16 protein-coding genes are annotated in these 23,205 nt (G+C 53.2%); 1 reads left to right on the plus strand and 15 read right to left on the minus strand.

The window, feature by feature from the left end:
- Positions 1–51: 51 nt before the first annotated feature.
- The 14 genes from LIZ87_RS13435 to LIZ87_RS13500 all read right to left on the minus strand — a co-directional run bounded on the left by LIZ87_RS13435 (position 52) and on the right by LIZ87_RS13500 (position 20,779).
- Entirely contained in the window at positions 52–1,386 is a 1,335-nt protein-coding gene (locus LIZ87_RS13435; RefSeq protein ID WP_178316459.1) for a M18 family aminopeptidase, read from the minus strand.
- 98 nt (positions 1,387–1,484) lie between these two features.
- Positions 1,485–2,897, minus strand: a complete 1,413-nt coding sequence (locus tag LIZ87_RS13440) for an APC family permease (RefSeq protein ID WP_227147759.1) — start codon at positions 2,895–2,897, stop codon at positions 1,485–1,487.
- Between the two features lie 528 nt (positions 2,898–3,425).
- Positions 3,426–4,856 (minus strand): UDP-N-acetylmuramoyl-tripeptide--D-alanyl-D-alanine ligase, encoded by a 1,431-nt coding sequence (locus tag LIZ87_RS13445; RefSeq protein WP_227147762.1) that lies wholly within the window; start codon positions 4,854–4,856, stop codon positions 3,426–3,428.
- Between the two features lies 1 nt (position 4,857).
- A complete protein-coding gene (locus LIZ87_RS13450) occupies positions 4,858–6,402 on the minus strand; it encodes a UDP-N-acetylmuramoyl-L-alanyl-D-glutamate--2,6-diaminopimelate ligase (protein ID WP_227147847.1) in 1,545 nt (514 codons plus the stop codon).
- A 140-nt stretch (positions 6,403–6,542) separates the two neighbouring features.
- Positions 6,543–8,213, minus strand: a complete 1,671-nt coding sequence (locus tag LIZ87_RS13455; RefSeq protein WP_227147765.1) for a formate--tetrahydrofolate ligase — start codon at positions 8,211–8,213, stop codon at positions 6,543–6,545.
- 65 nt (positions 8,214–8,278) lie between these two features.
- On the minus strand, positions 8,279–11,392 hold the full coding sequence (locus tag LIZ87_RS13460; RefSeq protein WP_227147767.1) for an FtsK/SpoIIIE family DNA translocase: 3,114 nt from the start codon (positions 11,390–11,392) through the stop codon (positions 8,279–8,281).
- 106 nt (positions 11,393–11,498) lie between these two features.
- Positions 11,499–12,266, minus strand: a complete 768-nt coding sequence (locus tag LIZ87_RS13465) for a ClpP family protease (RefSeq protein WP_227147770.1) — start codon at positions 12,264–12,266, stop codon at positions 11,499–11,501.
- Between the two features lie 141 nt (positions 12,267–12,407).
- Positions 12,408–14,030 carry a C40 family peptidase gene (locus LIZ87_RS13470; RefSeq protein WP_178316907.1) on the minus strand — a complete coding sequence of 541 codons (1,623 nt, stop codon included), beginning with the start codon at positions 14,028–14,030 and terminating at the stop codon, positions 12,408–12,410.
- 176 nt (positions 14,031–14,206) lie between these two features.
- Complete coding sequence (locus LIZ87_RS13475) at positions 14,207–15,004, minus strand: ABC transporter ATP-binding protein (protein ID WP_227147773.1); 798 nt, start codon at positions 15,002–15,004, stop codon at positions 14,207–14,209.
- Between the two features lie 5 nt (positions 15,005–15,009).
- Positions 15,010–15,921, minus strand: coding sequence for an ABC transporter permease (locus tag LIZ87_RS13480; protein WP_178317335.1), 912 nt, complete (start codon positions 15,919–15,921; stop codon positions 15,010–15,012).
- Positions 15,922–16,044: 123 nt separating this feature from the next.
- On the minus strand, positions 16,045–17,103 hold the full coding sequence (locus LIZ87_RS13485) for an ABC transporter substrate-binding protein (RefSeq protein ID WP_178317334.1): 1,059 nt from the start codon (positions 17,101–17,103) through the stop codon (positions 16,045–16,047).
- A gap of 139 nt (positions 17,104–17,242) precedes the next feature.
- Complete coding sequence (locus LIZ87_RS13490) at positions 17,243–18,634, minus strand: sensor histidine kinase (RefSeq protein ID WP_227147776.1); 1,392 nt, start codon at positions 18,632–18,634, stop codon at positions 17,243–17,245.
- 52 nt (positions 18,635–18,686) lie between these two features.
- A complete protein-coding gene (locus LIZ87_RS13495) occupies positions 18,687–19,373 on the minus strand; it encodes a response regulator transcription factor (RefSeq protein WP_227147778.1) in 687 nt (228 codons plus the stop codon).
- Between the two features lie 407 nt (positions 19,374–19,780).
- A complete protein-coding gene (locus LIZ87_RS13500) occupies positions 19,781–20,779 on the minus strand; it encodes a dipeptidase (protein ID WP_227147781.1) in 999 nt (332 codons plus the stop codon).
- Positions 20,780–21,027: 248 nt separating this feature from the next.
- Between LIZ87_RS13500 and LIZ87_RS13505 the strand changes: the two genes are divergently transcribed.
- Positions 21,028–22,482, plus strand: coding sequence for a DUF1576 domain-containing protein (locus LIZ87_RS13505; RefSeq protein WP_227147848.1), 1,455 nt, complete (start codon positions 21,028–21,030; stop codon positions 22,480–22,482).
- Here LIZ87_RS13505 and LIZ87_RS13510 read toward each other — a convergent pair.
- A complete protein-coding gene (locus LIZ87_RS13510) occupies positions 22,453–23,088 on the minus strand; it encodes a DUF4317 family protein (RefSeq protein WP_178313482.1) in 636 nt (211 codons plus the stop codon). The two genes, LIZ87_RS13505 and LIZ87_RS13510, sit on opposite strands and share 30 nt — an antisense overlap.
- Positions 23,089–23,205 lie beyond the last annotated feature (117 nt).

The following is a 23,205-nucleotide window of genomic DNA, read 5'->3' on the forward strand; positions in this document are numbered from 1 at the left end:
ATTGATGAGGTAACCCCCGTACCATGTTCAGGGCCGGAGTCTCCGGCCGCTCTATCCTCTGCCCCCGATCTCATAGCTTCCCCCGCCCACAGCCTTCACGGCAGAGCTGAAAAACTCTTTTGCCACTGCGATCAGGTAACAGGTATCATAGATCCCTGCTGTCTCATAGGGTGAATGCATGGCCAGCTGGGGCAGGCCGATGTCCACGGCGTTGACCGCCACATGGCGGCTGGAAAGATTCCCCAGGGTAGAGCCGCCTGCAATATCAGAGCGGTTGGTGTAGATCTGCCAGGGAGCCCCCGCCCTGCGGCAGAACGACTTAAACACGGCAGCCGACACAGCGTCTGTGGTGTATTTCTGGCCTCCGTGGTATTTGATGACGATCCCCTTATTGATATACGGACGGTTCACCGGATCCGCCATATCTGCACGGTTGGGATGGACTGCATGGGCATTGTCGCCGGAGATCATAAAGCTGGATGCCAGGGCTCTGTAGTAGTCCTCCTCTGTCCTGCCTGCCCCACGGTTGATCCGCCGCAGCACATCCTCCAGGAAGGTGGAATCCGCACCCTGCTTTGTGCTGCTTCCCACCTCCTCATTGTCAAACACAGCATGGACCGGAACGCTGTCCCCGCATTCTCCCTTTAAGAAGCCCTTCAGGGAGGAAAATGCGCACTGCAGATCGTCCAGCCTGCCGCAGGATACAAATTCCCCGGAGGCTCCCCAGATGCTTCCCTTTACCCTGTTATACAAAAACAAATCATGGCCCAGGATCGCTTTCTCACATACACCAGCGCTCTCCGCCACAGTCTTCATAAAGGTCCCCTCTGCATCAGCGCCTCCATAGAGAGGCAGCATGTCGACCTGGGCATTGTATTTATAGCCGTCATTGACCTCGCGGTTCATGTGGATCGCCAGATTGGGGATCAGCACCAGATCGCGGTCCACCTTCACCAGCTTTGTCACAAGACGGCCCTTCTCCTCCACCACCAGGCGGCCTGCCACGGAAAGAGGACGGTCAAACCAGGGGGCGCAGAGCATGCCGCCGTACTTTTCCACATTCAGCTTCACATACTGGCCTGCGTGCATCTCCGGGTTTTCCTTGATCTTAAAAGTGGGGGAATCGCTGTGGCTCGCCATAATGTGAAAGCCGGAAAAATCCTTTCCCGGTATCTGAAAAGCGATGAGGGAGGAGGCGTTTCTCGTCACATAGTAGCGTCCCCTCTCCTTTAACTCCCAGGACTCCTCCTCCTTCAGCTCTTTAAAGCCTTCTGCCTTCAGCATTTCAGCCATATTTTCCACTGCATGAAAGCAGGTGGGGCTTTTTTCCAGAAAATCGATCAATTCCTCTGCCGTTTTACGGCAGTCCTCTTTTTTCCATTCCATATTTTTCGTATCTCCTTGTATTTATATCAATGATCTCTCCTGCATTTTCATATACTGGTCCCTTCCGGGTTCCAAATGGCAAGGCGGCTTTCAGGATATTACGCACCGTCTGCTTCCCGTGAGGCCATCCAGGGCAGAAGGAAGCCCAGTCCCACCAGCACAAAAGGCGTCACAATATTCAGTATCAGCTGAAACCTGTCCTCGGAATAGATCCCTGTCAGGCAGGCAAAGGCCGTCAGGGCAAAACACCAGCCCCCTATGAGGATCCCCGCCAGCCTTCCCCTGACAAAGCAGTATTCTCCGTGAAAGGCCTCCCCTGCCTTTTTGAGCCCGATGTAGGCTGCAAACACCCACAGATAGCGTAGGGGCATGCAGACAGAGTTCACCTTTATGAGCCACCTTACCAGCACGTCCACATTTTTGATTCCAAAGGCCGGGACCAGGATCAGGATGCTCACGATCACCAGCACCAGCCTGTGGCCCTTTGCGTATACGCCGTACCGATTCTTCTCACACATCGCCTGGGGGATATACCGCCTGTCTGCGCTGTCAAGGAGCATCCTGAGTGGCGCGTCCACGGAAAGCACCATGACGGAAAACTGCCCCACCAGATTCGTCAGCGCATAGGCGATCACAAACAGATTGCCTGCATGGTAATACTCCCCCAGCCGCTGGAAGGCATAGTAGGCCCCGTTTGTCATCAGATCCTCCGGTATCGCATCGGAGTCAAACATCATCCCCAGGGCAATGGTCCCTAAAATGGCAGTCAGGGCGACCATCACAGCCAGGGCGATCATCCCCTTTGAGAAATCCCTGGCGGGATCCTGCATTTTGTTTACATAGGGGGATATCTTTTCACAGCCTCCCACCGCAAAGACCAGAATGGAAAGCCCCGTGAAAAAGCCCGGATCAAACTGCGGCATAAAGGCGGCCGGCCTCCAGGAAATGTCCAGAAGCTCCTCTCCGGTCAGCGCAGGGGCCGCTAACATCATGAGGATGAACAGCATGGACATGAGAAACATGGCAGAGCCTGCCAGGGCGGAGAGCTGCTTTAAGACCCGGATCCCCCTGCCTGCCAGATACATGGCAAAAAAGAAGATCACCAGACACATAAGCTGCATGACCCTGGTATCCATGCTGCTGGCCCTCTTGTCCTGAAACAAGGCCCAGCTGGCCGCGATCACTGTGGAATTCGGCTTCTGGGAAATGTAGGGCATGTGCACCACCCAGTAGGTCCAGCCCGCGTAGTAGGCCATGCGGGGGCCGATGGTCTCATGGATCCAGGAGCTCACTCCGCCTCCGGCCTCCTGAAAGGTGGAGCCCAGCTCCCCCACCATGAGGGCGTAGGGCACAAAATACACTGCAAATATCAGGATCCAGGACACAATGGCCTTTAAGCCTCCGTACTCGGAAAACCCGTTGATCACATTGCCAAAGCTCCACACCGTTGAAAAGGCCATGAGGGCCAGTGTATGCCATAAAATATTCCTGCTGTCCTTCTGATTCTCCATTGTCCGTTCTCCTTGTCTGAAAAACGTTACTGTTCACACCCCGGCTAAAAAGCAGCCGTTCTGTGAACAATAACACGCTCCGCAATGCACACAAACCGCAAAAAACGCGGTTTGGCGCCGCAACCCTCGGGTTTTCTGTGACTTCCGCTGCGCTTCACTCACAAAAAACACCTCGCGGGATATCGGCTGTGAACAGTAACTGAAAAGCTGCTGCCTGCAAAGGACAGGCAGCTTTGCCATACTAGTCTTTCCAGAACAGAAGAACCCTATTCATGGGTGGCCCGATCATAACCATAACCGTTCAGAGGCCTGCCGGGAGGGCAGCTGGAGCGACTTTGCAGGACATTAGAAGCACTTAGTCAGCTGGTTTTTCCGTTCAGAGCAGCATCAATGATTGTTTGAGCGCAGCGAGTTGCGTTGATGCTGCTCTGGCTTTTCGGAAAAATCAGGTGTCTTAGTGCTTCTTATGTCCGAAACCGGAGCGCCAGACGCCATCCCGGCTGCCCTCTGAACGGTTATGTCCGATCCCTATTTTTCCTTCAGATAAGCCACTGCCTTAGAAAGCCCCATGCTGTTGGAGCCCTTAAACAGAATACAGTCCCCTTCCTTTATATTCTCATCCAGCCACTCCTTTACCTCATCTAAGCTTCCGCAGTATGTAATCCCGCAGCCTGCAGCTTTCTCCTTTATTCCCTTCCCTATCTCACAGGAAAGCTCTCCTAAGAGAACCACACAGTCAATGGGATGGCCGGCAATGTAGGCTCCTATCTCCCGGTGGAACCTGGGTGCCTCCGGGCCCAGCTCCTTCATATCTCCCAGGACAGCGACCTTCCTGCGGCCTTCCCCGGCAGCACGCAGCACTTCCAGGCCTGCCTTCATGGATACGGGGCTGGCATTGTAGCTGTCATCAATGACACGTATACCCTTGTGTTCAAAAATCTGCTGGCGGCCCTTATAGCCCTCAAAGGACTCCAAGGCCTTCGCCGCCTTCTCCATGGGGATGCCGTAGTTTGCGGCAACTGCCAGGGCCGCAAGAGCATTGCTCACCATATGGCTTCCCATGACCTTCAGACGCACCTGGGCGCTTTCCCCTCCATGGACAGCCGTAAACACGGGATAACCGTTTTCCAAATGGAGGTTTTCTCCCCTGAAATCACAGTTTTCTCCCATTCCGTAAAAGCAGGCTCTTCTTCCGCCTTCCGGCGTTACTTTGCTTAAAAGAGGGTCATCTCCGTTTAAGAACAGGCAGCCGTCCTCTCTCATGCCATCCTGGATATGGAGCTTTTCCTTTAAGATATTTTCCTGGGAGCCCAGCTGCTCAATGTGGCTGACCCCGATATTTGTCATCACTGCACAGTCCACCCTGGCGATCCCGGCGATCCTTGTCATCTCCCCCGGCTCGCTCATGCCCAGCTCGATCACGCCGATTCCGGCCTCCTCCGGGATCTCCGACAGGGTGATTGGAACGCCCACCTGGCTGTTGCTGTTTCCCGGCGTTTTATACACCGTAAAGCCTGCGCTTAAGGCCGCTGCCACCATCTCCCTGGTGGTAGTCTTTCCCACACTGCCTGTCACACCGACTAAGGGGATGGTGATCCGGCTTCTCAAAAAGCTTCCAAAGGCCTGGAGGGCAGCTTTCGTATCCTCCACCTGGATCCAGGCAGCCTTCCTGGCTGCCTCTGCCGCCTCCCCGCTTTTACCGGCCTGCTCCTCTATGGCGGCCTCCGCCTCCTGCCTGCTCTTATGACGGCTGGTAAATACAGCTGCCGCCCCTGCCTGCATTGCCTGGCACAGGAAGCGGTGGGCATCCACTCTTTCCCCAATGATGGGAACGAACAGATCGTTGCCCCTCATTGTCCTGGAATCCAGGCTGATGTGTTCTATTTCCTGGCTGCCGTCTCCCAGAAGGAGACGCCCTCCTGTGGCTTTTACGATATCTGATACGGTTATATTTCTCATCTTAAGCCTTATCCCCCAATGCTGCTACTACTTCTTCGATCACTTCCCTGTCCAGAAAATGATGGCGCACACCATTGATCTCCTGGTAATCCTCATGTCCCTTTCCGATCACTGCCACCATGTCTCCCGGTTCTGCGTGAACGATGCTGTATTCAATGGCTTCCCTGCGGTCCGGGATCTCGATGAAGGCTCCGCCTGTCTTCTCGATGCTTCCTCTGATGTCGGCCAGGATATCCTCCACCTTCTCATACCTGGAATTGTCCGCTGTAAGGATGCAGAAGTCCGCCATCCTCCCGCCGATATCGCCCATGGTATAGCGCCTGTCCTTTGAGCGGTTTCCGCCGCAGCCGAACACGCAAACAAGGCGCTTCGGATGGTACTGCCTTAAGGTGGACAAAAGGCTTTCCATACTCACCGCATTATGGGCATAGTCCACAATGACCGTGCACCTGGCAGAGGTGTGGACGATCTCCATACGCCCGTTTACCCTGATATGCTCCAGGCCATGGCTTACCTGCTCCTTTGGAAGGGCCAGGAAGCTGCAGAGGCTTACTGCCGCCAAGGCATTTTCCACGTTAAAGCGCCCTGGAATGCCTAAGCGCACATCCATCTCGTATCTGCCGTGAAGGTCAAACTCCGTTCCCACAAAATCCGGCTCTGAGACATAACGGACATTGGAGGCCAGAAAATCCGCCGGGAGGGCCTGGCCTGCGCTCTGATCCTTCCTGGCTGCCTCCCCGTCCCGGAGGCTGTAGGTGTAAAGCTCACAGGAAGCTCCATCCACAATTTTCTCAAAATGGCTGTCATTTCTGTTTACCAGGCCGACCCTGCACATGGACAGAAGACGCGATTTATAATATAGGTATTCCTCGAAATCCGCATGTTCATCCGGTCCAATGTGGTCCGGGGAAATGTTGGTGAAAATGCCGTAATCAAAGCAGATTCCGTCCACACGGTGCATCTTGATGCCCTGGGAGGACACCTCCATGATGGCATAACCGCAGCCGGCCTTTACCATCTGATCAAAGGCCTGATGAAGGGAATAGGACTCCGGTGTGGTGTTCACCGTAGGCGTGACCTTGTCTCCGATCACCGTGCCTGTGGTCCCGATCATGCCTACCTTTTTGCCTGCTGCCTCCAGAATGGCCTTTATCATATGGGTGGTGGTAGTCTTTCCCTTTGTTCCTGTGACTCCGATCATGGTCATCTTCTTCGCAGGATACCCGAATCTGGCAGCTGACAGCAGGGCCAGGCCATGCCTTCCGTCTGCTGTCTTAAGTACGGTAACAGAAGACAGCTCCTCCTCATCCAGGCCGGAAGCCTTCAGTTCCTCACGGATATCCCGTTCTGCCAGGATCACCCGCACTCCGGCCTTCAACACATCGGGTACAAAGCGGTGGGAATCCACTCTGGTTCCCGCCATGCACACAAATACTGCACCCGGCGCAGCCTTTCTCGAATCGTAGATGACCTCCTCCACCTGTACCTCCAGGCTTCCCCTAAGAAGCTCATAATCCAGTTCCTTTACCCAGTCCTTTAATATCATAGCGCCTGCCTCCCTTCCATCTCTATGCACTCTCCTGATCTTTCCTGCGCCAGCCATAGGCTGGCCAGCTTCGGAAGTCTTCCGCAAGGAGTGCTGCCCAGAGGAAGCATCCCCTGGGCAGCACTCCTGGAACGCAGTCATCAGAACAGCCCTGTGATACGGCCGTTTTTGTCCACGTCAATATTCTCTGCCGCCGGCTTCTTTGGAAGTCCCGGCATTGTCATAATGGAGCCTGTGAGGGCTACCACAAAGCCTGCACCGGCAGACACATAGGCATCCCTTACATTGATGGTAAAGCCAGCAGGACGCCCCAGCTTTGTCTGGTCGTCAGACAGGGAGTACTGTGTCTTTGCCATACAGACAGGAAGGTCTCCAAAGCCCATCTCCTCGATCCTCTTTAAGGCCTTTGATGCAGCCGGAGAGTAGGATACATCATCTGCCCCGTAGATCTCCGTGGCAACGGTCTTGATCTTATCCTTTAAGCCCATCTCATCCGGATAAAGCACACGGAAATCTCCCGGCTTGTTCTCCAGTGTGTTCAGGACTCTTTCTGCCAGGGCCAAGCCGCCCTCTCCGCCCTTTGCCCATACCTCTGACAGGGCAAAATCACAGCCTCTCTCCTCGCAGAAGCGCTTAATATAAGCATATTCTGCCTCGGTATCTGTTATGAAGGAATTCAGAGTTACCACAACCGGTACATGATATTTCTGGATGTTTTCAATATGCTTTTCCAGATTCACAATGCCTCTCTTTAAGGCATCCAGATTCTCCTCTGCCAATCTGTCCTTCGGAACGCCGCCATTGTACTTTAAGGCCCTTACGGTAGCCACCAGCACCACTGCATCCGGCTTCAGTCCTGCCATACGGCATTTGATGTCCAAGAACTTCTCTGCACCCAGATCAGCGCCAAAGCCAGCCTCTGTCACCACAATGTCACAGAGCTTTAAGGCCGTGCGGGTTGCTCTCACGCTGTTGCAGCCATGGGCAATATTAGCGAAGGGGCCGCCGTGTACCAGGGCTCCTGTGTGCTCCAGGGTCTGGATGAGATTTGGCTTTAAGGCATCCTTTAAGAGGGCTGCCATGGAACCGGTAGCGTGAAGGTCATCTGCTGTCACAGGCTCTCCTGCAAAATTGTAAGCCACAATGATCCTTCCCAAACGCGCCTTTAAATCCTCCATATTGTCTGCAAGACAGAGGATCGCCATGATCTCTGATGCAACGGTGATGACAAAATGGTCTTCTCTTACCATGCCGTCAGCCTTTGCTCCCAGGCCGATGACAATATTTCTCAAAGCTCTGTCATTCATGTCCTCACAGCGCTTCCAGAGCACCTGCCTGGGATCGATCCCCAGGGCGTTGCCCTGCTGGATATGGTTGTCAAGAAGGGCTGCCAGCAGGTTGTTCGCTGAAGTAATCGCGTGGAAATCACCTGTGAAATGCAGGTTCAGGTCCTCCATCGGCACAACCTGGGCATAGCCGCCGCCTGCTGCGCCGCCTTTGATGCCAAAGCAGGGGCCCAGTGATGGCTCGCGAAGGGCAATGATGGCGTTCTTGCCCATTCTTCCAAAGGCCTCTCCCAGACCAACGGTAGTCGTGGTCTTTCCTTCGCCTGCCGGAGTGGGATTGATCGCTGTCACAAGCACCAGCTTGCCGTCCGGCCTGTCCTTGATCTTCTCCCACAGCTCATCTGTGAGCTTTGCCTTATATTTTCCATAAAGCTCTAAATCATCCTCCGCGATCCCGTAAGCCGCTGCCACCTCTTTGATCGGTTTCATTACCGCCTCCTGGGCGATTTCAATGTCTGATTTCATTTGTTTGTCCTCCTGGTATTTTTCTTACATATCCTCTGGGCTTTCTATTCGAAGCGGGCCTATCATCAGCCCCCCTGCTCCAGCATTTCCTCAAACTGCTCAGCACTCATGAGAACCTTTCTGGGCTTTGTGCCTTCTTCCTCGCCTACCACTCCGGCCTCCGCCAGCTGGTCCATGATCCTGGCAGCACGGTTAAAGCCGATCTTGAACATTCTCTGGAGCATACCAATGGATGCCTTGTCCTTTTCAATGATGAACTGGCCTGCCCGCACAAAGTACTCATCCCTGCCTGATGAGCCGCCGCCCGCTGCTGCGGATGGTGAAGATATCTGGTTTGCCACCTCTGTACTGTAGTCCGCTGTCATGCCCTGCTCTGTCAAAAACTCTACCACACGGCCCACTTCCTCATCCGACACAAAGGCACCCTGGACGCGCTGGGGCTTTGGGAAGCCAGCCGGATAAAAGAGCATGTCGCCCTTTCCCAGCAGCTTTTCCGCGCCGTTCATATCAATGATGGTCCTGGAATCCACGCCTGAGGACACGGCAAAGGCGATCCTGGAAGGCACATTGGCCTTGATCAGCCCTGTGATAACATTGACAGACGGCCTCTGGGTAGCGATCACAAGGTGGATGCCTGCTGCACGGGCCAGCTGTGCCAGGCGGCAGATGGAATCCTCCACCTCGCCGGGAGCCACCATCATAAGGTCTGCCAGCTCGTCGATGATGATAATGATCTGCGGAAGCTTTACCGGCTTCTTTTCATCCTCAATGTCCGCCAGCTTCGCCACTCTGTCATTGTAGCCCTTTAAATCCCTGACATTGCATTCTGCGAATTTCTTGTAACGGTCGTCCATCTCTGCCACAGCCCAGTTCAGGGCACCGGAAGCCTTCTTCGGGTCTGTGACAACAGGGATCAGAAGATGAGGAATGCCGTTGTAAACACTCAGCTCCACTACCTTCGGGTCCACCATGATCAGACGCACGTCCTCCGGCTTTGACTTATAGATAATGCTCATGATCAGCGTATTGATGCACACGGATTTACCGGAGCCCGTAGCGCCTGCGATCAGAAGGTGGGGCATCTTCCCAATGTCCGTCACCACTACCTGGCCGCCGATGTCCTTGCCCACTGCAAAGGCAAGTCTTGACTTGTGCTGTATAAAGGCGTCTGCCTCCAAAAGGTCACGCAGGTAAACCATCTTATTTTCCTTGTTGGGGACCTCGATGCCCACTGCGGACTTTCCTGGGATAGGTGCTTCAATACGGATGTCCGTAGCTGCAAGGCTCAGCTTGATATCGTCTGTCAGCCCCACAATACGGCTCACCTTCACTCCCTGCTCCGGAAGGAGCTCATACCTTGTCACGGCAGGGCCGCAGCTGATATTGGTGACCGTCACCCCAACGCCGAAATTGCGCAGGGTCTGCTGGAGCTTTGCCGCCGTTGCCCGGTACTCGTTTTCGGAAATATTGCCTGAGGAGCGGGCTCCCTTTTTCAAAAGAGTGGTAGGCGGGAAAATGTATTCCTTCTTTACCTCCTCCTCTTTTTTCTGGATTTCCTCAGCCACAGCAGCATTGGCATCCGCAATGGCAGCCTCCTCCCGCTTTTTCTCGATCTTTTTCTGTAAAAGTTCGGTCTCTGTCTCGATCACCTTGCCCGATGAGGTGACAACGCGCTTTGGCTCCTCTGCCACAAATATGCTGTCATAGTTGATGCCCTGCTCTGACTTGTCCTCACTGTATGTATCCTGTCCGCCGGAAACGGAGATATCCTCCTTCGGGAACTGGGGCACGTAGGATGACGGGATATCCTCTTTTTCCTGGGCTCGAACCGGAATCTTCTGTATCCACGGGACCCCATCTTCCTCTTTTTCAGGCTTCCGGGGCTGCCAGCTCTCCTCCTCTGGTTCCGTGGAAAGGCCGGAAATCCTTTGCTCCGAAAGCTCCTGTCCAAAAGCCGCCTGTTCTGTCTGTCCCGGAAGCTCCCGTCCAAAAGCCGCTTTCTCCGGACCATCTGTATCCCAGGGCACATCCTCCTTCTCCCCGCGGATGCCCTGGACGGGCACATCCCGGAGGTCATCCATGAAGTTCACCGGATGGCTGGCAATATCCATCTCCTCCAATGTCCTGGAGTCTTTTCGCACACGGATGGTCTCCCAGGCAGGCTCCTCATGGACGCCTGTTTCATCCTCCACCTTAAGGCCTGTGATCACAGGCACCTGCTCTGTCCTGGGCTCAGGACGGCTGTGCTTTTCGATCTCACGGGCAAGAGCAGACGGGCTGTCCTCCTCTGCCCTTGAAGCAGCCGCCGGTACAGGAGAAGGCATTTCCTCCAATTCAGCACCATATTCCCGGTCAAATTCTTCCTCGTCCCAGTCATCGGGCTCCTCCAGCTTTGTGGCATCTAAGTTCACACCGCGCACCCGCTGTTCCTCACGGATGCGCCTGCGCTCCTCCGTCCTCTGAGCATGGTTCTCCCTGCGGCGGTCCATATCCTCTCTTGCATACTGGTAAGCCTTCCCTCCGCCCCGCTTTACCACAGACACAAAGGAGCGCTCGGTAATGCACACCATGCAGATGATAAACAGCACAATCAGCACCAGATAGGCACCTGCCCGTCCCACACCGATGATCAAAAGGGAGGTCACTGCTCCTCCGGCCAATCCTCCTCCTGCACCGTTTATGGAGGACTGCTTATAATATTCCGTCAATGCCGCTCCCTCCGGCACTGTGCCAAAGAGCAGCTGGAACAGACTGCACAGGGTGAGAAAGGCAGCGATCACTGCCGCCAGCTTCACCGCCGCATGGATATTGCCCTGATTGGACAGATGGAAGCAGGTGCCCACAAACAAAAGCACCGGAAGCACATAGCCCAGGATCCCAAACATCCCCAGCTGGACTCCCCGCAGGAACTCTCCCACCACGCCGCACAGCCTGAAATTACTCAAAAACAGCAGAATGGCAACAGCAAAAGAGCAGATAATGACAACCTCTGCTCTCATGAATCCTGTATCCTCTTCCTCATATGCCGTTTTCCGGGCAGAGCTGCGGCCCTTGGCCTGGGAGTTCCCAGCGCTCTGGGTACTTTTTCCGCCCTTTTTGCCCTGTGTACTGTTGGTACTGCCCTTCGGCCTTCCCGGTTTTCTTGTCTCCGTCTGCTGTTTTCTATTTGTATCAGCCACGCATACAGCCTCCCGTCACATTCCCTGATGCACTTTCTCGCCTCCCGGCAGATAAGCGTAATTATACATATTATACAAAATCTTTCCCGGAATTGCAACGATATGACTATTTTATTTTCTTTCTCTCATCGATCATGGCATAGAGCTTTGCCAGCGCCTCCTTGATGCCGCCCACATAGTTGATCAGTCCTGCATCCACGGCCTCCTTTCCCACCAGCACTGTTCCCAGATCCCTGGTGAGCATCTTTGTGTTGTGCATCAGGTCGCGGAGCTGGTCATAGGCAATGTCCGCATGGGTGGACACAAAGGTCAGTATCCGGTCCTGTATCATCTCAAAATACTCATAGGTCTGGGAGGTTCCTATGATCATGCCCGTCATCCGCACAGGATGGATCATCATGGTGCCGGAGGGCACAATAAAGGAAACATCGGTGGACACCGCCAGCGGTACTCCGATGGAATGGCTTCCCCCCAGCACCAGGGATACCGTAGGCAGGCTTAAGGATGCGATCATCTCTGCAATGGCAAGGCCCGCGTCCACATCTCCCCCTGAGGTATTAAGGAGTACAAGAAGGCCCTCCACGCTGTCGTCATCCTCGATCTTTGCCAAAGTCGGCAGTACATGGTCATATTTTGTGGTCTTACTGGCGCCGGAGGAATTTTCATGGCCTTCCACCTCACCGATGATGGTGAGAAGATGGATCTTGCGGTGGCGTCCATTCTCCTCCAGGGTCATCTGGCCATACTCCTCCAGCTTATTGTCCTCCTTCTCCTCGATCTCTTTTTCCAGCCTCTGGCTCTCCTTATCCTCCTGGGCCTTTCCGCCTCCACTCATCGGCTGCCCGTTTTTCTTTTTATTTTTATTCTGTCCCATTGTCCTGGCCTCCTCTTCACTGTTCTCAGATCCGCAAAAATAAGCTACCCTATCAGTTTTGGCCGGAACTGCAAAAATATACATAAAGGTCACGACATCTCTGCCGTGACCTTCTGCATCGCTATTTTCTTCTTCTCTGCACTAATCCCCCAGCACATTCCGGATCGCCACCGGCGTACGGTAATTCCAGGTGGATATTTTGATACCGCTCTTGCGGCTGGCTGCATGGACTACCTGGCCGTTGCCGATGTACATGGCAACGTGGTTGATGGTGCCGCCGCTGCCTGCGTAGAAGATCAGATCTCCCGGTTTCATGTTGGCGGATGTCACCTTTTTGCCCATTTTGGCCTGGGCGCCTGAATAATGAGGCAGGGATACGCCGAACTGCTGCATGACCTTCATGGTAAAGCCGGAGCAGTCAACGCCCTTTGTCAGGCTGGTTCCTCCCCATACGTAAGGATTGCCTACAAACTGGAGAGCGTAGTTTACCACCTTTGAACGGCGTGAAGCCGCATTGCTGGCAGCGATCTCTGCAGGCGAGAACTTGATGGCCTCATTCAATGCATACCGTACCTCTACGTTATTATCCCTTGTGGAAATATAGGCCTTATCTACTGTGCTTCCGTCCTCTTCGTCTACCGAGTCCAGATCGATCTCAACCCAGCCGTCCAGCTGGCTCACCACCTGGTAGCGCTCGTCCTTTACGATCTGGGTCCATATCTTTGAATCCGTATTGGGCTCCGTGCGGACATTGAGTACATCTGTCTTGATAATGGCCTTTAAGGTAGCGGTCTCCATGGCAATGTCCTTTGCCTCCTGGCCCGTTGCCGTATACTGGGGATCGGAGGAGATATATCCCACGATAGGACCGGACTGTATCTTGTACCAGCCGTCCAGCGTTTCCAGGATCTCTCCTGCAGCCTTACTTGTCATCTTTCCGATGATCTTGCCGTCTGATTTTGGCTCTGCGCGTACATTCAGATAATTATTTACTTTGGAGATCACCAGATTATCATACTGATTGATCGCCATGGCCTTCATATCCAGCTTTCTTCCCTCATCCAGAGAATAGGCCACCTCTGCATAATCTCCTGAAATATAGCCTCCCTCGATCTGTATCCAATTATCCTCCATCTGGCTCAGCACCACATAGCGCTCATTTTTCAGGGCCTGTCCCACAATATTAGCCGGATCAATGACGGGCGCGCTGCGGATATTCAGACTGTCTGCCGTCACTGTGGCGCGGAGGGTCACAAGATCTCTGGCCTTCTGCTTTGCCTCCTCCCCGGTCAGCAGATATTGGTTATTGATATATCCCTCCACACCGCCGGAGGTGATATGGGACCACTCTCCCTCTGTGTCAAGGATCTCACAGGCGCCATCCCCGGAAAGCTTTCCGATGATCTTGCCGTCTGTTCCCGGTGTTTCACGGATATTTAAGTACCCGGACACCTGGACGATGCCCAGGTTTTGGTAGGAGTTCACAACAGCCTCCTTTGCCCTGGCTTCCTCCAGAGCAGCCTCCTCCTCAGGAGAAGGGGTAATGTCCACAGGCTCTGGCTCCGCCGAAGAACCGGTGCTCTCCACCGTGGGCTCTGCCGCCCGTCCGGATACAGGCTTTTTATATGTTTTCACTCCTACGATCACAATTCCTGCCAGAATAAGCCCAGCCAAAAGAAGGAGCAGATACCGCGGATCCAGCTTCTGGTTTCTCTTTCTCCTCGCCTTGTTCAGGCTGGATATATAATCCTTATGTTCAAGCATGTTTCCATCGTCTCCAGAATCTTATTTGGGCGGCAGCCTGTCACTCTGCTGAGGCAAGCCGCAGTATGGCCCATACGGACAAAGTATATCATATATCAATGGTCGAAAATGTGAAAAATTTCTTAAATTTTGCCGGCCCCCTAAGCGGCCGGCAGCAACTCTACCATATATAGACTTTATTTCGACAGCATCATACGGTCATTGGCGAACTGTCCGCCGCTGGCCTCTGCGAATTTCTTTAACAGATCATCCACGGTCAGGTGCTTCTTCTCCTCCCCTGACACATCATAGATGATCTGTCCGTCATTCATCATGATCAAGCGGTTGCCGATATGGATGGCATCGTTCATATTGTGGGTCACCATAAGGGCTGTAAGGCCCTGCTCCGTCACCATCTCATTTGTCAGCTCCAGCACCTTCCTGGCTGTCTGCGGATCCAGGGCTGCTGTGTGCTCATCTAACAGGAGCAGCTTTGGCTTTTTTAAGGTCGCCATGAGAAGGGTCAGCGCCTGCCTCTGTCCTCCGGAGAGAAGTCCCACCTTTGAGGTCAGGCGCTCCTCCAGCCCCAGCCCCAGCCTAACAAGAAGATCGCGGTACAGCTTGCGCTCATTTTTCATGATCCCAGGCTTTAAGGTACGGTGGCTGCCGCGGCGCAGGGCCAGCGCCAGGTTCTCCTCAATGCCCATGGTTGCGGCAGTACCGTTCATAGGATCCTGAAACACGCGGCCCAGAAATGCCGCACGCTTATACTCCGGCAGCTTTGTCACATCCTTGCCATCGATCAGGATCTGTCCCTCATCTACAGGCCATACGCCTGCGATGGCATTCAGCATGGTGGATTTGCCTGCACCGTTTCCTCCGATGACTGTGACGAAATCCCCCTCCTTTAAGTGGAGGCTTAAGCCCTTTAAGGCCTTTTTTTCATTGACCGTTCCTGCATTGAAGGTCTTTTCAATCTGTTTGATCTCCAGCATCTCACTTACCTCCTTTTCACTGCCTTAGAAAAATATCTGCTCTTCCAGGTAGGTATTGCGAGGAAGACTGCCACTACGGAGGCGGACAGAAGCTTCAGCAGATCCGTATCGATCCCTCTCCAGATCACCACCTGGAGCACCAGGTAATAGATAATGGAGCCAAGGACAACGCCCAGCAGGCGGAAGCCAAAATTGCGGAAAATGCGCCCAAAGACCGCCTCGCCGATGATCACTGCGGCCAGGCCGATGACAATGGCACCGCGGCCCATATTGATATCAGCAAAGCCCTGATACTGTGACAGCAGGGCACCCGCAAGAGCTACCAGCCCATTGGAGATCATAAGTCCCAGTACACGGTTAAGGTCTGTATTGATGCCCTGGGCCCTTGCCATCTTATCATTGCAGCCGGTCGCCCGGAGGGAGCAGCCCAGCTCAGTGCCAAAGAACCAGTACAGCACCAGGATCAGTGCCAGGATGATCAGTGCTACCACGAGGATTGTATTTTTAAAGAAAGGCACGTTCTTGATAAAACGCAGAGAAACCAGCAGGTCATACTTGTCCACATTGATGGCCTGGTTTGCCTTTCCCATTGTTTTCATATTAATCGAGTACAGCCCAAGCTGTGTCAGGATCCCGGCAAGGATCGCCGGTATTCCCATAAATGTATGCAAAAGGCCCGTTGCCAGCCCTGCTGCCATACCTGCAAGGAGGGCACAAAACATTGCCACCCACACATTCTGGCCTGAGAGCATCAGCATAATGCAGACTGCACCTCCTGTACAGAGTGAGCCATCCACTGTCAGATCTGCAATATCCAGGATGCGGAAGGTAATATAGACACCGATCGCCATGATCCCCCAGACTAAGCCCTGGGCTGTTGCGCCTGGAAGAGCATTCACCAAATTCATAATATTCATTGTTTCACCTCAGCCTGCTGCCCGCTGCCTGCGGGTTTTCCTTTTTTTGTAAAAGTGCAGCGAGAAAGGAAGTTTCCCCTCTCGCTGCTCTCAAAATCTCATATCATGTATGCGGGTCCGTTATTATTCAGCAGCAATTGCCTCGTAGCCCTCAGGAACAGTTACGCCCAGAGCCTCGCAGATTGCGGCATTGTACTTCTTTGTGAACTGTGGAGCATACTCGATCGGCATTTCTGAGATGTTAGCCTCGCCTGTCAGGATCTTTGCAGCCATCTTGCCGGTGGCAACGCCCAGGTCATAGTAGCTGATGGACAGGGTAGCTACGCCGCAGCCGGAGCAGATGCCCTCCTCGCCTGCGATAACAGGTACGCCTGCCGGCTGGCAGATGTTGTTTACGATCTCGGTGTTTGCTGCAACAGTGTTGTCAGTCGGAACATAGATCACATCGCTGTTGGAAGCAGCGTTGGTAGCAATGGTAGCTAAGTCGTTGGAATCAGAGAAGGAATAGTATTCACAGGTGTAGCCCAGCTCCTCCAGGGCTGCCTTTACCGTGTCAACCTGGTACTGGGAGTTTGCCTCTGCGGAGCAGTAAAGAAGGCCTACCTTCTGGGCATCCGGGAACAGCTCCTTTAACATAGCTGCCTGCTCGTCCAGTGGAGCCAGATCGGATGTACCGGAAATGTTGCCGCCTACGGTTCCGTCAAAATCACTGATGCCAAGAGCCACGCCGTACTCTGTAACGGAGGTGCCCAGAACAGGGATCTCGTTTGTGCCTGCCTGTGCTGCCTGAAGGGCAGGTGTTGCATTTGCAAGGATCAGGTCAACGTTGCTGGATACAAAGCTGTTGATAATGGTAGAGCAGGTGTTGGAATCACCCTGTGCATTCTGCTCATCAAAGGTAACTGCATCGCCTAAGGCTTCTGTCAGCGCATCCTTAAAGCCCTGGGTCGCTGCATCCAGTGCATCGTGCTGTACCAGCTGGCAGATACCTACCGTATAGGAAGCGTCTCCTGTTGCTTCAGCTGCTGCCTCTGTTGTGGTCTCCTCTGCTGCTTCAGCCGCTGTGGTTGCTGCTTCTGTTGCTGCTGCGGAGGTCTCTGCCGGCTTGCTGGAGCATGCAGTCATTGACAGGGCCATTGCGCCTGCCAGTACAAGAGACATGATCTTCGATGTTTTTCTCATAATATTTCCCTCTTTCAAACAGTAATTTCATCCCATCCGGGACTTTTATTATCATACTACAAAAAAATGCCTCCGTCAATTTTGAAGCTTTAAATTCACATGATTTTAAAGCGATAAAGTGTATTTTTTTTCGTACAATCTACTGTCTGATAGGAATTTTTACAAAAAATTCCGTTCCCTTATCCAGCTCTGAGGTGACGTCAATACTGCCGTGATAAAACTGGACAATGTGCTTTACAATGGAAAGGCCCAGGCCTGTGCCCCCCTGCTTTCTGCTCCGCCCTTTATCCACCCGGTAAAAGCGTTCAAAAATATGCTCTAAGCTGTCCTCCGGGATCCCGACGCCGTTATCCTTCACCTTGATCGTCATGGCTTTGTCCGTCTCCCTCACGTTGATCCACACCTGGCCTCCCGGACGGTTGTACTTGATTGCATTGCTGATCAGATTGGAAAGGAGCTCCTTCATCTGCTGCAGGTTGGCCTTGATGCACAGGGGCTGGCAGTCTGAATGGACAAATACCTGGCTGGAAGCCGCCAGGGGCTTTAAGCTGTCCAGGATCTCCTCCAGAAGCACACTGATACGCACATCGGACAGGACGACCTCGGCATCCTTCGCCTCCAGCCTGGAGATCATGAGGATATCGTTGATAAGGCCGGTCATATTCTCCGCCTCTTTTTTTATCCTCTTTACAAAATCCTGTTTCATGGCTTCATCCTGCACCATGCCGCTTTCCAGAAGCTCCGCATAGCCATGGATGGAGGTGATGGGTGTTTTCAATTCATGGGAGGCATTGCTGAAAAATTCCTGGCGTATCTGCTTTTCCTTTTCGATCCTGTTCAGATACTCCTTCACATTCTGGGACATTTTCATGGTAGTCTCCGCTATGATGTCGATCTCAGGATACCTGCTCCGCTCCACCTTGAGTTCGCCGTAGTCCCCCTTCACCTTCAGCATTTCCTTTGAGATATCCCGCAAGGGCTTTGTGACAGAGGACACAAACCGACGTGTCACCACCAGGGAGCAGGCCATGGCGATCAGGAAGCTCACCGCCTCTGCCGGAAACAGCATGGGCAGGAAATCCCTCATGCCGGAATAAGGCACAGCCAGACGCAGGACCATCGGAGCATGCCCGGAACGGCAGGCTACATACAGCATGGTCTTCCCCAAGGTCTCCGAATGGCGCATGGTATAGCCTGATCCCTGGTTTAAAGCCTCCTGAACCTCCTTCCGTCCCAGATGGTTGTCAAGAAGCGCTGCCTCTGCGTCCGAATCCGCCGCCACGCTGCCATTTTCATTGATCAGGGTAAGACGGCTGCTACCTGAGTCCAAAAATCCCTTCAGCTTTCCCATCTGTCCCGGAATATCCCCCTCATAATCCAGGATGCTGTCCAGCACACGGAGGGTATAGCTCATATCCTCCCTGGTATTCTTTAATATGATACGGCTGCTGGCAAAATAAAAGATGACGCTGTTGATACACAGCGCCGCCAGCAGCACAAGAATAAATTTTTGAAGTATTGCTTTGCGCATGGAACCTCCTTCTGTTATGATCCACAGCCCATACCCGCCAAAAGCCCACTCCCTACGCCTCTGACTTTATCATGCGGTATCCAACACCGCGGATGGTCTTGATACAGGATCCGCCCTCTTCGCCCAGCTTCTGCCTGAGGGTGCGGATATGCATATCCAGGGTGCGCGTTTCACCGTCATATTCATAGCCCCATATCTGGTTTAAAAGCTCGTCCCTGGTAACGACTCTGGCCTGGTTTTCCAGGAGATAGGCAAGAAGCTCAAATTCCTTTAAGGTCAGCTCTACCTTCCTGCCGCTGCTCGTAACCTCTCTTGTCTTCTTATTCACCGAAATCCCCTGATAGCTTAAGGAATCTCCTCCGTTCTTCCTCCTTGCCCTTCGCAGCAGGCTGCGGATGCGGGCCGACAGCTCCAGCACACCAAAGGGCTTTACCATGTAATCATCCGCACCGCAGTCCAGGCCCACCACCTTGTCAAGCTCCTTTTCCTTTGCAGTCAGGAGCATGATGGGAAGCTCACCCATGCCCTCTGTCTGCCGGATCAGCCGGATGGCCTCCACACCGTCCATGCCCGGAAGCATCCAGTCAAAGATCGCCAGGGAGGGGAGCTCCTCCTTCATCCTGGCTAATCCCTCCTCCGCCGTCTCAAAGCCCTCTGCCTCATATCCGAAGCCCTCCAGGGCAATCGTGAGCAGATTCCTGATATTCTCATCATCCTCAATGACATATATTCTGTCCATGCCTGCTTCCGCCTTTCCGGCTCTTTGCCTTTTCTATATAGAGCATATCAAATTCAAGTAAAATCTGCTCCAGCTCTATGTAAAATCCAGGTAAAATTTACTATAAAAGTCCTGCCGCCGGACAGGCGGCATGTATTCAGGTATGCCAAATGCGTCCACCAGACTTTCGCGGTGCGGTGGCGCGTCCGCCCGCTGGACGCATGTAGGTTTACTGTGAACGTATTGCCAAGCAGCTGTGCGGACTGTGTGCGAGCACACAAGGACGTACAGACATTTGGCAACCAAGCCGATATGAGGAAGTAGGCCGATAGGCCGGATTCCGAATACTGGCGGCAGCTGCGGGAGCGCAAAGCGCGGAGCAGCTGACTTTCATGATTGGTGATGCCGCCGTCAGGCGGCATGTCCGTTTACTGCAGCACTTCCTTATATACCCGCAGCACATTCCGGTAAAATACAGCCTCGATCTCAGACTGGGTGAAGCCGGCCTTTTCCATGGCATCGGACAGCTTTGGAAGCTCAGAGGCATTTTCCATCTCCAGAGGGCAGTCCACACCGTCAAAATCAGAGCCCAGGCCGATACACTGGATGCCACCCACATTTTTGATATGCTTCATATGCCCGATCATGCGGTCAATGGAGCTGGTTTCCATGGTACCAGGCTCTATATAGGAAAGGAAGGGCGCATAGTAATTGATCCCCATGACGCCTCCCCGCTCTGACAGGCTCTTTATCATCTCGTCTGTCAGGTTCCTGGGATGAGGAGCCAGCGCCCTTGCATTGGAGTGGCTTGCCACAAAGGGCTTTTTCGTGTAGCGGAACACATCCCATATGCCTGCGTCATTCAGATGGGAAATGTCGATGATCATTCCCAGCCTCTCCATCTCCTCCACAAACCGGATGCCTGTTTCCGTAAGGCCGTTTACCTCGTCTGCCTCATAGGCCGCCAGCCCTCCCGGAAGCTCCACCCTCTTATTGGGAAATGCCAGCTCATTTTTAAAATTCCATGTAAGCGTCATCATTCTGGCGCCCAGGCGGTAAAAATTTCTCAAAAACTCCAGCCTGCCCTGGCAGACGCCGCCCTCCTCAATGGTAAGAAGAGCCGACATCCTCCCGGCCTTCCTGTTCTCCTCAATATCATGATAGGAGGTAACAATGCCGATCATATCCTTATGAGCCTCCAGTTCCTGGTAAAAGGTATCCAGAAGCTCCATGCAATACTCAAAAGGCCTGTCTCCGTCCCTCTCCAGATTCACATACAGCGCAAAATTCTGAAGCAGATAATCTCCGGCAGCCATCTTTTTCAGATCCACCATCAAGCCATTCTCCAGTATGGTCCCTTCCATACCTTTTATGCGGTTCTTATATAATTCCGAAATCGTATCGCAGTGCATATCAGCAACCTTCATTGCTATCCTCGTCTTTCCGCGCCTTTTCCGGCGCATCCTCTGTAGTAACACTCTATTCCATAAAAATGAAATCTATGATGTCCTTCTCCAGTCTATAATGATTCACGGATTCTGTCAATAAAAGGACATTTTGGAACGACAATGTTTTAACAATAATTGGAATTTTCTTGAAAGCACAGATAACGGATGGTATACTTGTTTATAGTTTTTATCGTTTTTTTAACACAGGGGATTGGGGATTGGTACATATGAAAACACAGCGCTACAGCAACAGTCAGATCATCAACGGGATAGCTCTCTGCTTTTCCGTTTTCTTTTTATTTTCCGCCTTTGTGGCAGCCCACTATACCGGAGAATGGGGTTATGTCTTTTACAACTGGTATCTGATCATGATCTCTCCCTGTCCGCTGGTAACAGACTACTTCGCTGTGGGCGGCCTGGCCAGCGCCCTGCTCAACGCGGGAGCCTGCGGCATGACCTGCTTCCTTTTCATGGTCTGTCTAAAAGGAGAATCCCATGCAAATACCATGGCCGGTTACTTTCTGGTAGTGGCCCACTGCTTCTATGGCCTGAATTTCTTCAATATGTGGCCCTGCCTCCTTGCTCCTTTCATCTATCTGCACCACAAAAGGCTTGATTTTAAGAGCAACCTCCATGTCTGTATGTTTGCTACCTCCTTTGCCCCCTTTATCAGTGAATTTCTCTTCCGCTACACCCAGCGCAGCCACTTTATCTTCGGACAGGCAAACCTGACGCGTTCCGGCGTGGCCCTGGCCTTCCTCTTCAGCCTCATGCTGGGCTATGTGATCCCAGCCATTTTGCCGGGAGCAAAGGCCTGGCACAAGGGCTATAACCTGTACAACGGCGGTCTGGCCTTCGGGCTCTTCGGCTTTTTCGTCTACAACTTCATGTACAAGACCATGGGCATAGAATCCCCCGGCGGCCTGGCCCTTGACAACCATATCTATGTCCAGTTCGGCCATTCCTACCGCCTGTACGCCACCTTGTTCTTCCTTGCCATCTTTCTCGCCTGCATCCTTACAGGCTATCTCCTTAACGGCAAAACCTTTGACGGCTACCACCGCCTGTTAAAGGACACCGGCTATGCCAGCAATTTCGCAGAAAAATACGGAATGCCCCTCTGCCTCGTCAACACAGGCTGCTGCGGCCTCCTGTTTCTGTCCTACCTTCACCTGATCATCTACTTTACGGAGGGAGCCGGCTTTACAGGACCTACCATGGGAGTGATCCTGGCCGCTCTCACCTTCACTGCCATGGGCCAGCATCCAAAGAACATCTGGCCCATCCTTGTAGGCTATCAGCTCCTCTACTTTGTCACTATCTTCTTCTGCCATGCCAACGGCCGTGAGCTGACCTGGTCCATCTCCACCCAGGGCTATATCAACGGCGTAGCCTTTGCCACAGGCCTGTGCCCTATCGTAGGACGCTACGGTGTCCGCGCCGGGCTGGCCGCCGGTTTCATGTGCGCCTCCATGTGTACAGCCACCAGCGCCCTCCACGGCGGCTTTGTGCTCTACAACGGCGGCTTCACCACAGGCATCACCGCCATAATCCTCCTGCCCATCCTGGAGCACTACTGCCCAGTCACAAGAACCGAGATCAAGCGCCTGACCATCAACATGCAGGACATGATCTCCCTGGTGGAGACGATCTCATCCAACAGCAGAAATCACTCCCAATAGCTCCAATATTTCCCGGCGCGGCCTGTCCGCATCCGCCTGGAACACCGCAACATGGGTCAGGTCGCTGCTCCTGTCCGTAAATGCAGGAAACAAAAACCCGCACACCGGATCCCCAGGCTCATACTCTCCCAACAGAGGGCAGAGCGCACAGATCATATATTCATAAACCTCCTCCGACTCCCACAGCCTTTCATTGTCAGAGGCCTTCGCCGGAACATCATAGCGTCCATGGAAGACCAGGATCGCATACTCCGAATCCAGCCCGCATGTTTCCATCATAACATCATAAAACGTATCCATCAGAGCATCGTTCTTCAGGCCGCACTCATTCATAGCCATAAGCAGCTGCCACATGCTTCCGGCCTTCCGCTTATCCGCTGGAAATTCATACCCTTTCAGATTCACATTCGTATCCGAAAAAGGGATCACCTTTGCCAGCTTCAGCTTCTTCGTTCTCTCCTGCACAGACAGCTTCAAGAAATTCGTATTAAAGCTCCCCTCAAAATCTCCATCCCTATCAACATAACACCCAGCGATCCTGGCGATCGAATTCCGAGTCAGTGTCATCCGCCTGGTCAGCTCCAGCATATCCTCTCTGTTTATCATATTCTGTCATTGCCTTTCTGTCATTTTCACTATTTTAACGGCATTCTATCATACAATTCACTCTGCTGTCCACATCAACCCGCTTAAGCTCCCTCATACCGGGCTGCGGCCGGGGCG

This window comes from Lacrimispora sp. 210928-DFI.3.58, assembly GCF_020554865.1.
Classification (GTDB): domain Bacteria; phylum Bacillota; class Clostridia; order Lachnospirales; family Lachnospiraceae; genus Enterocloster.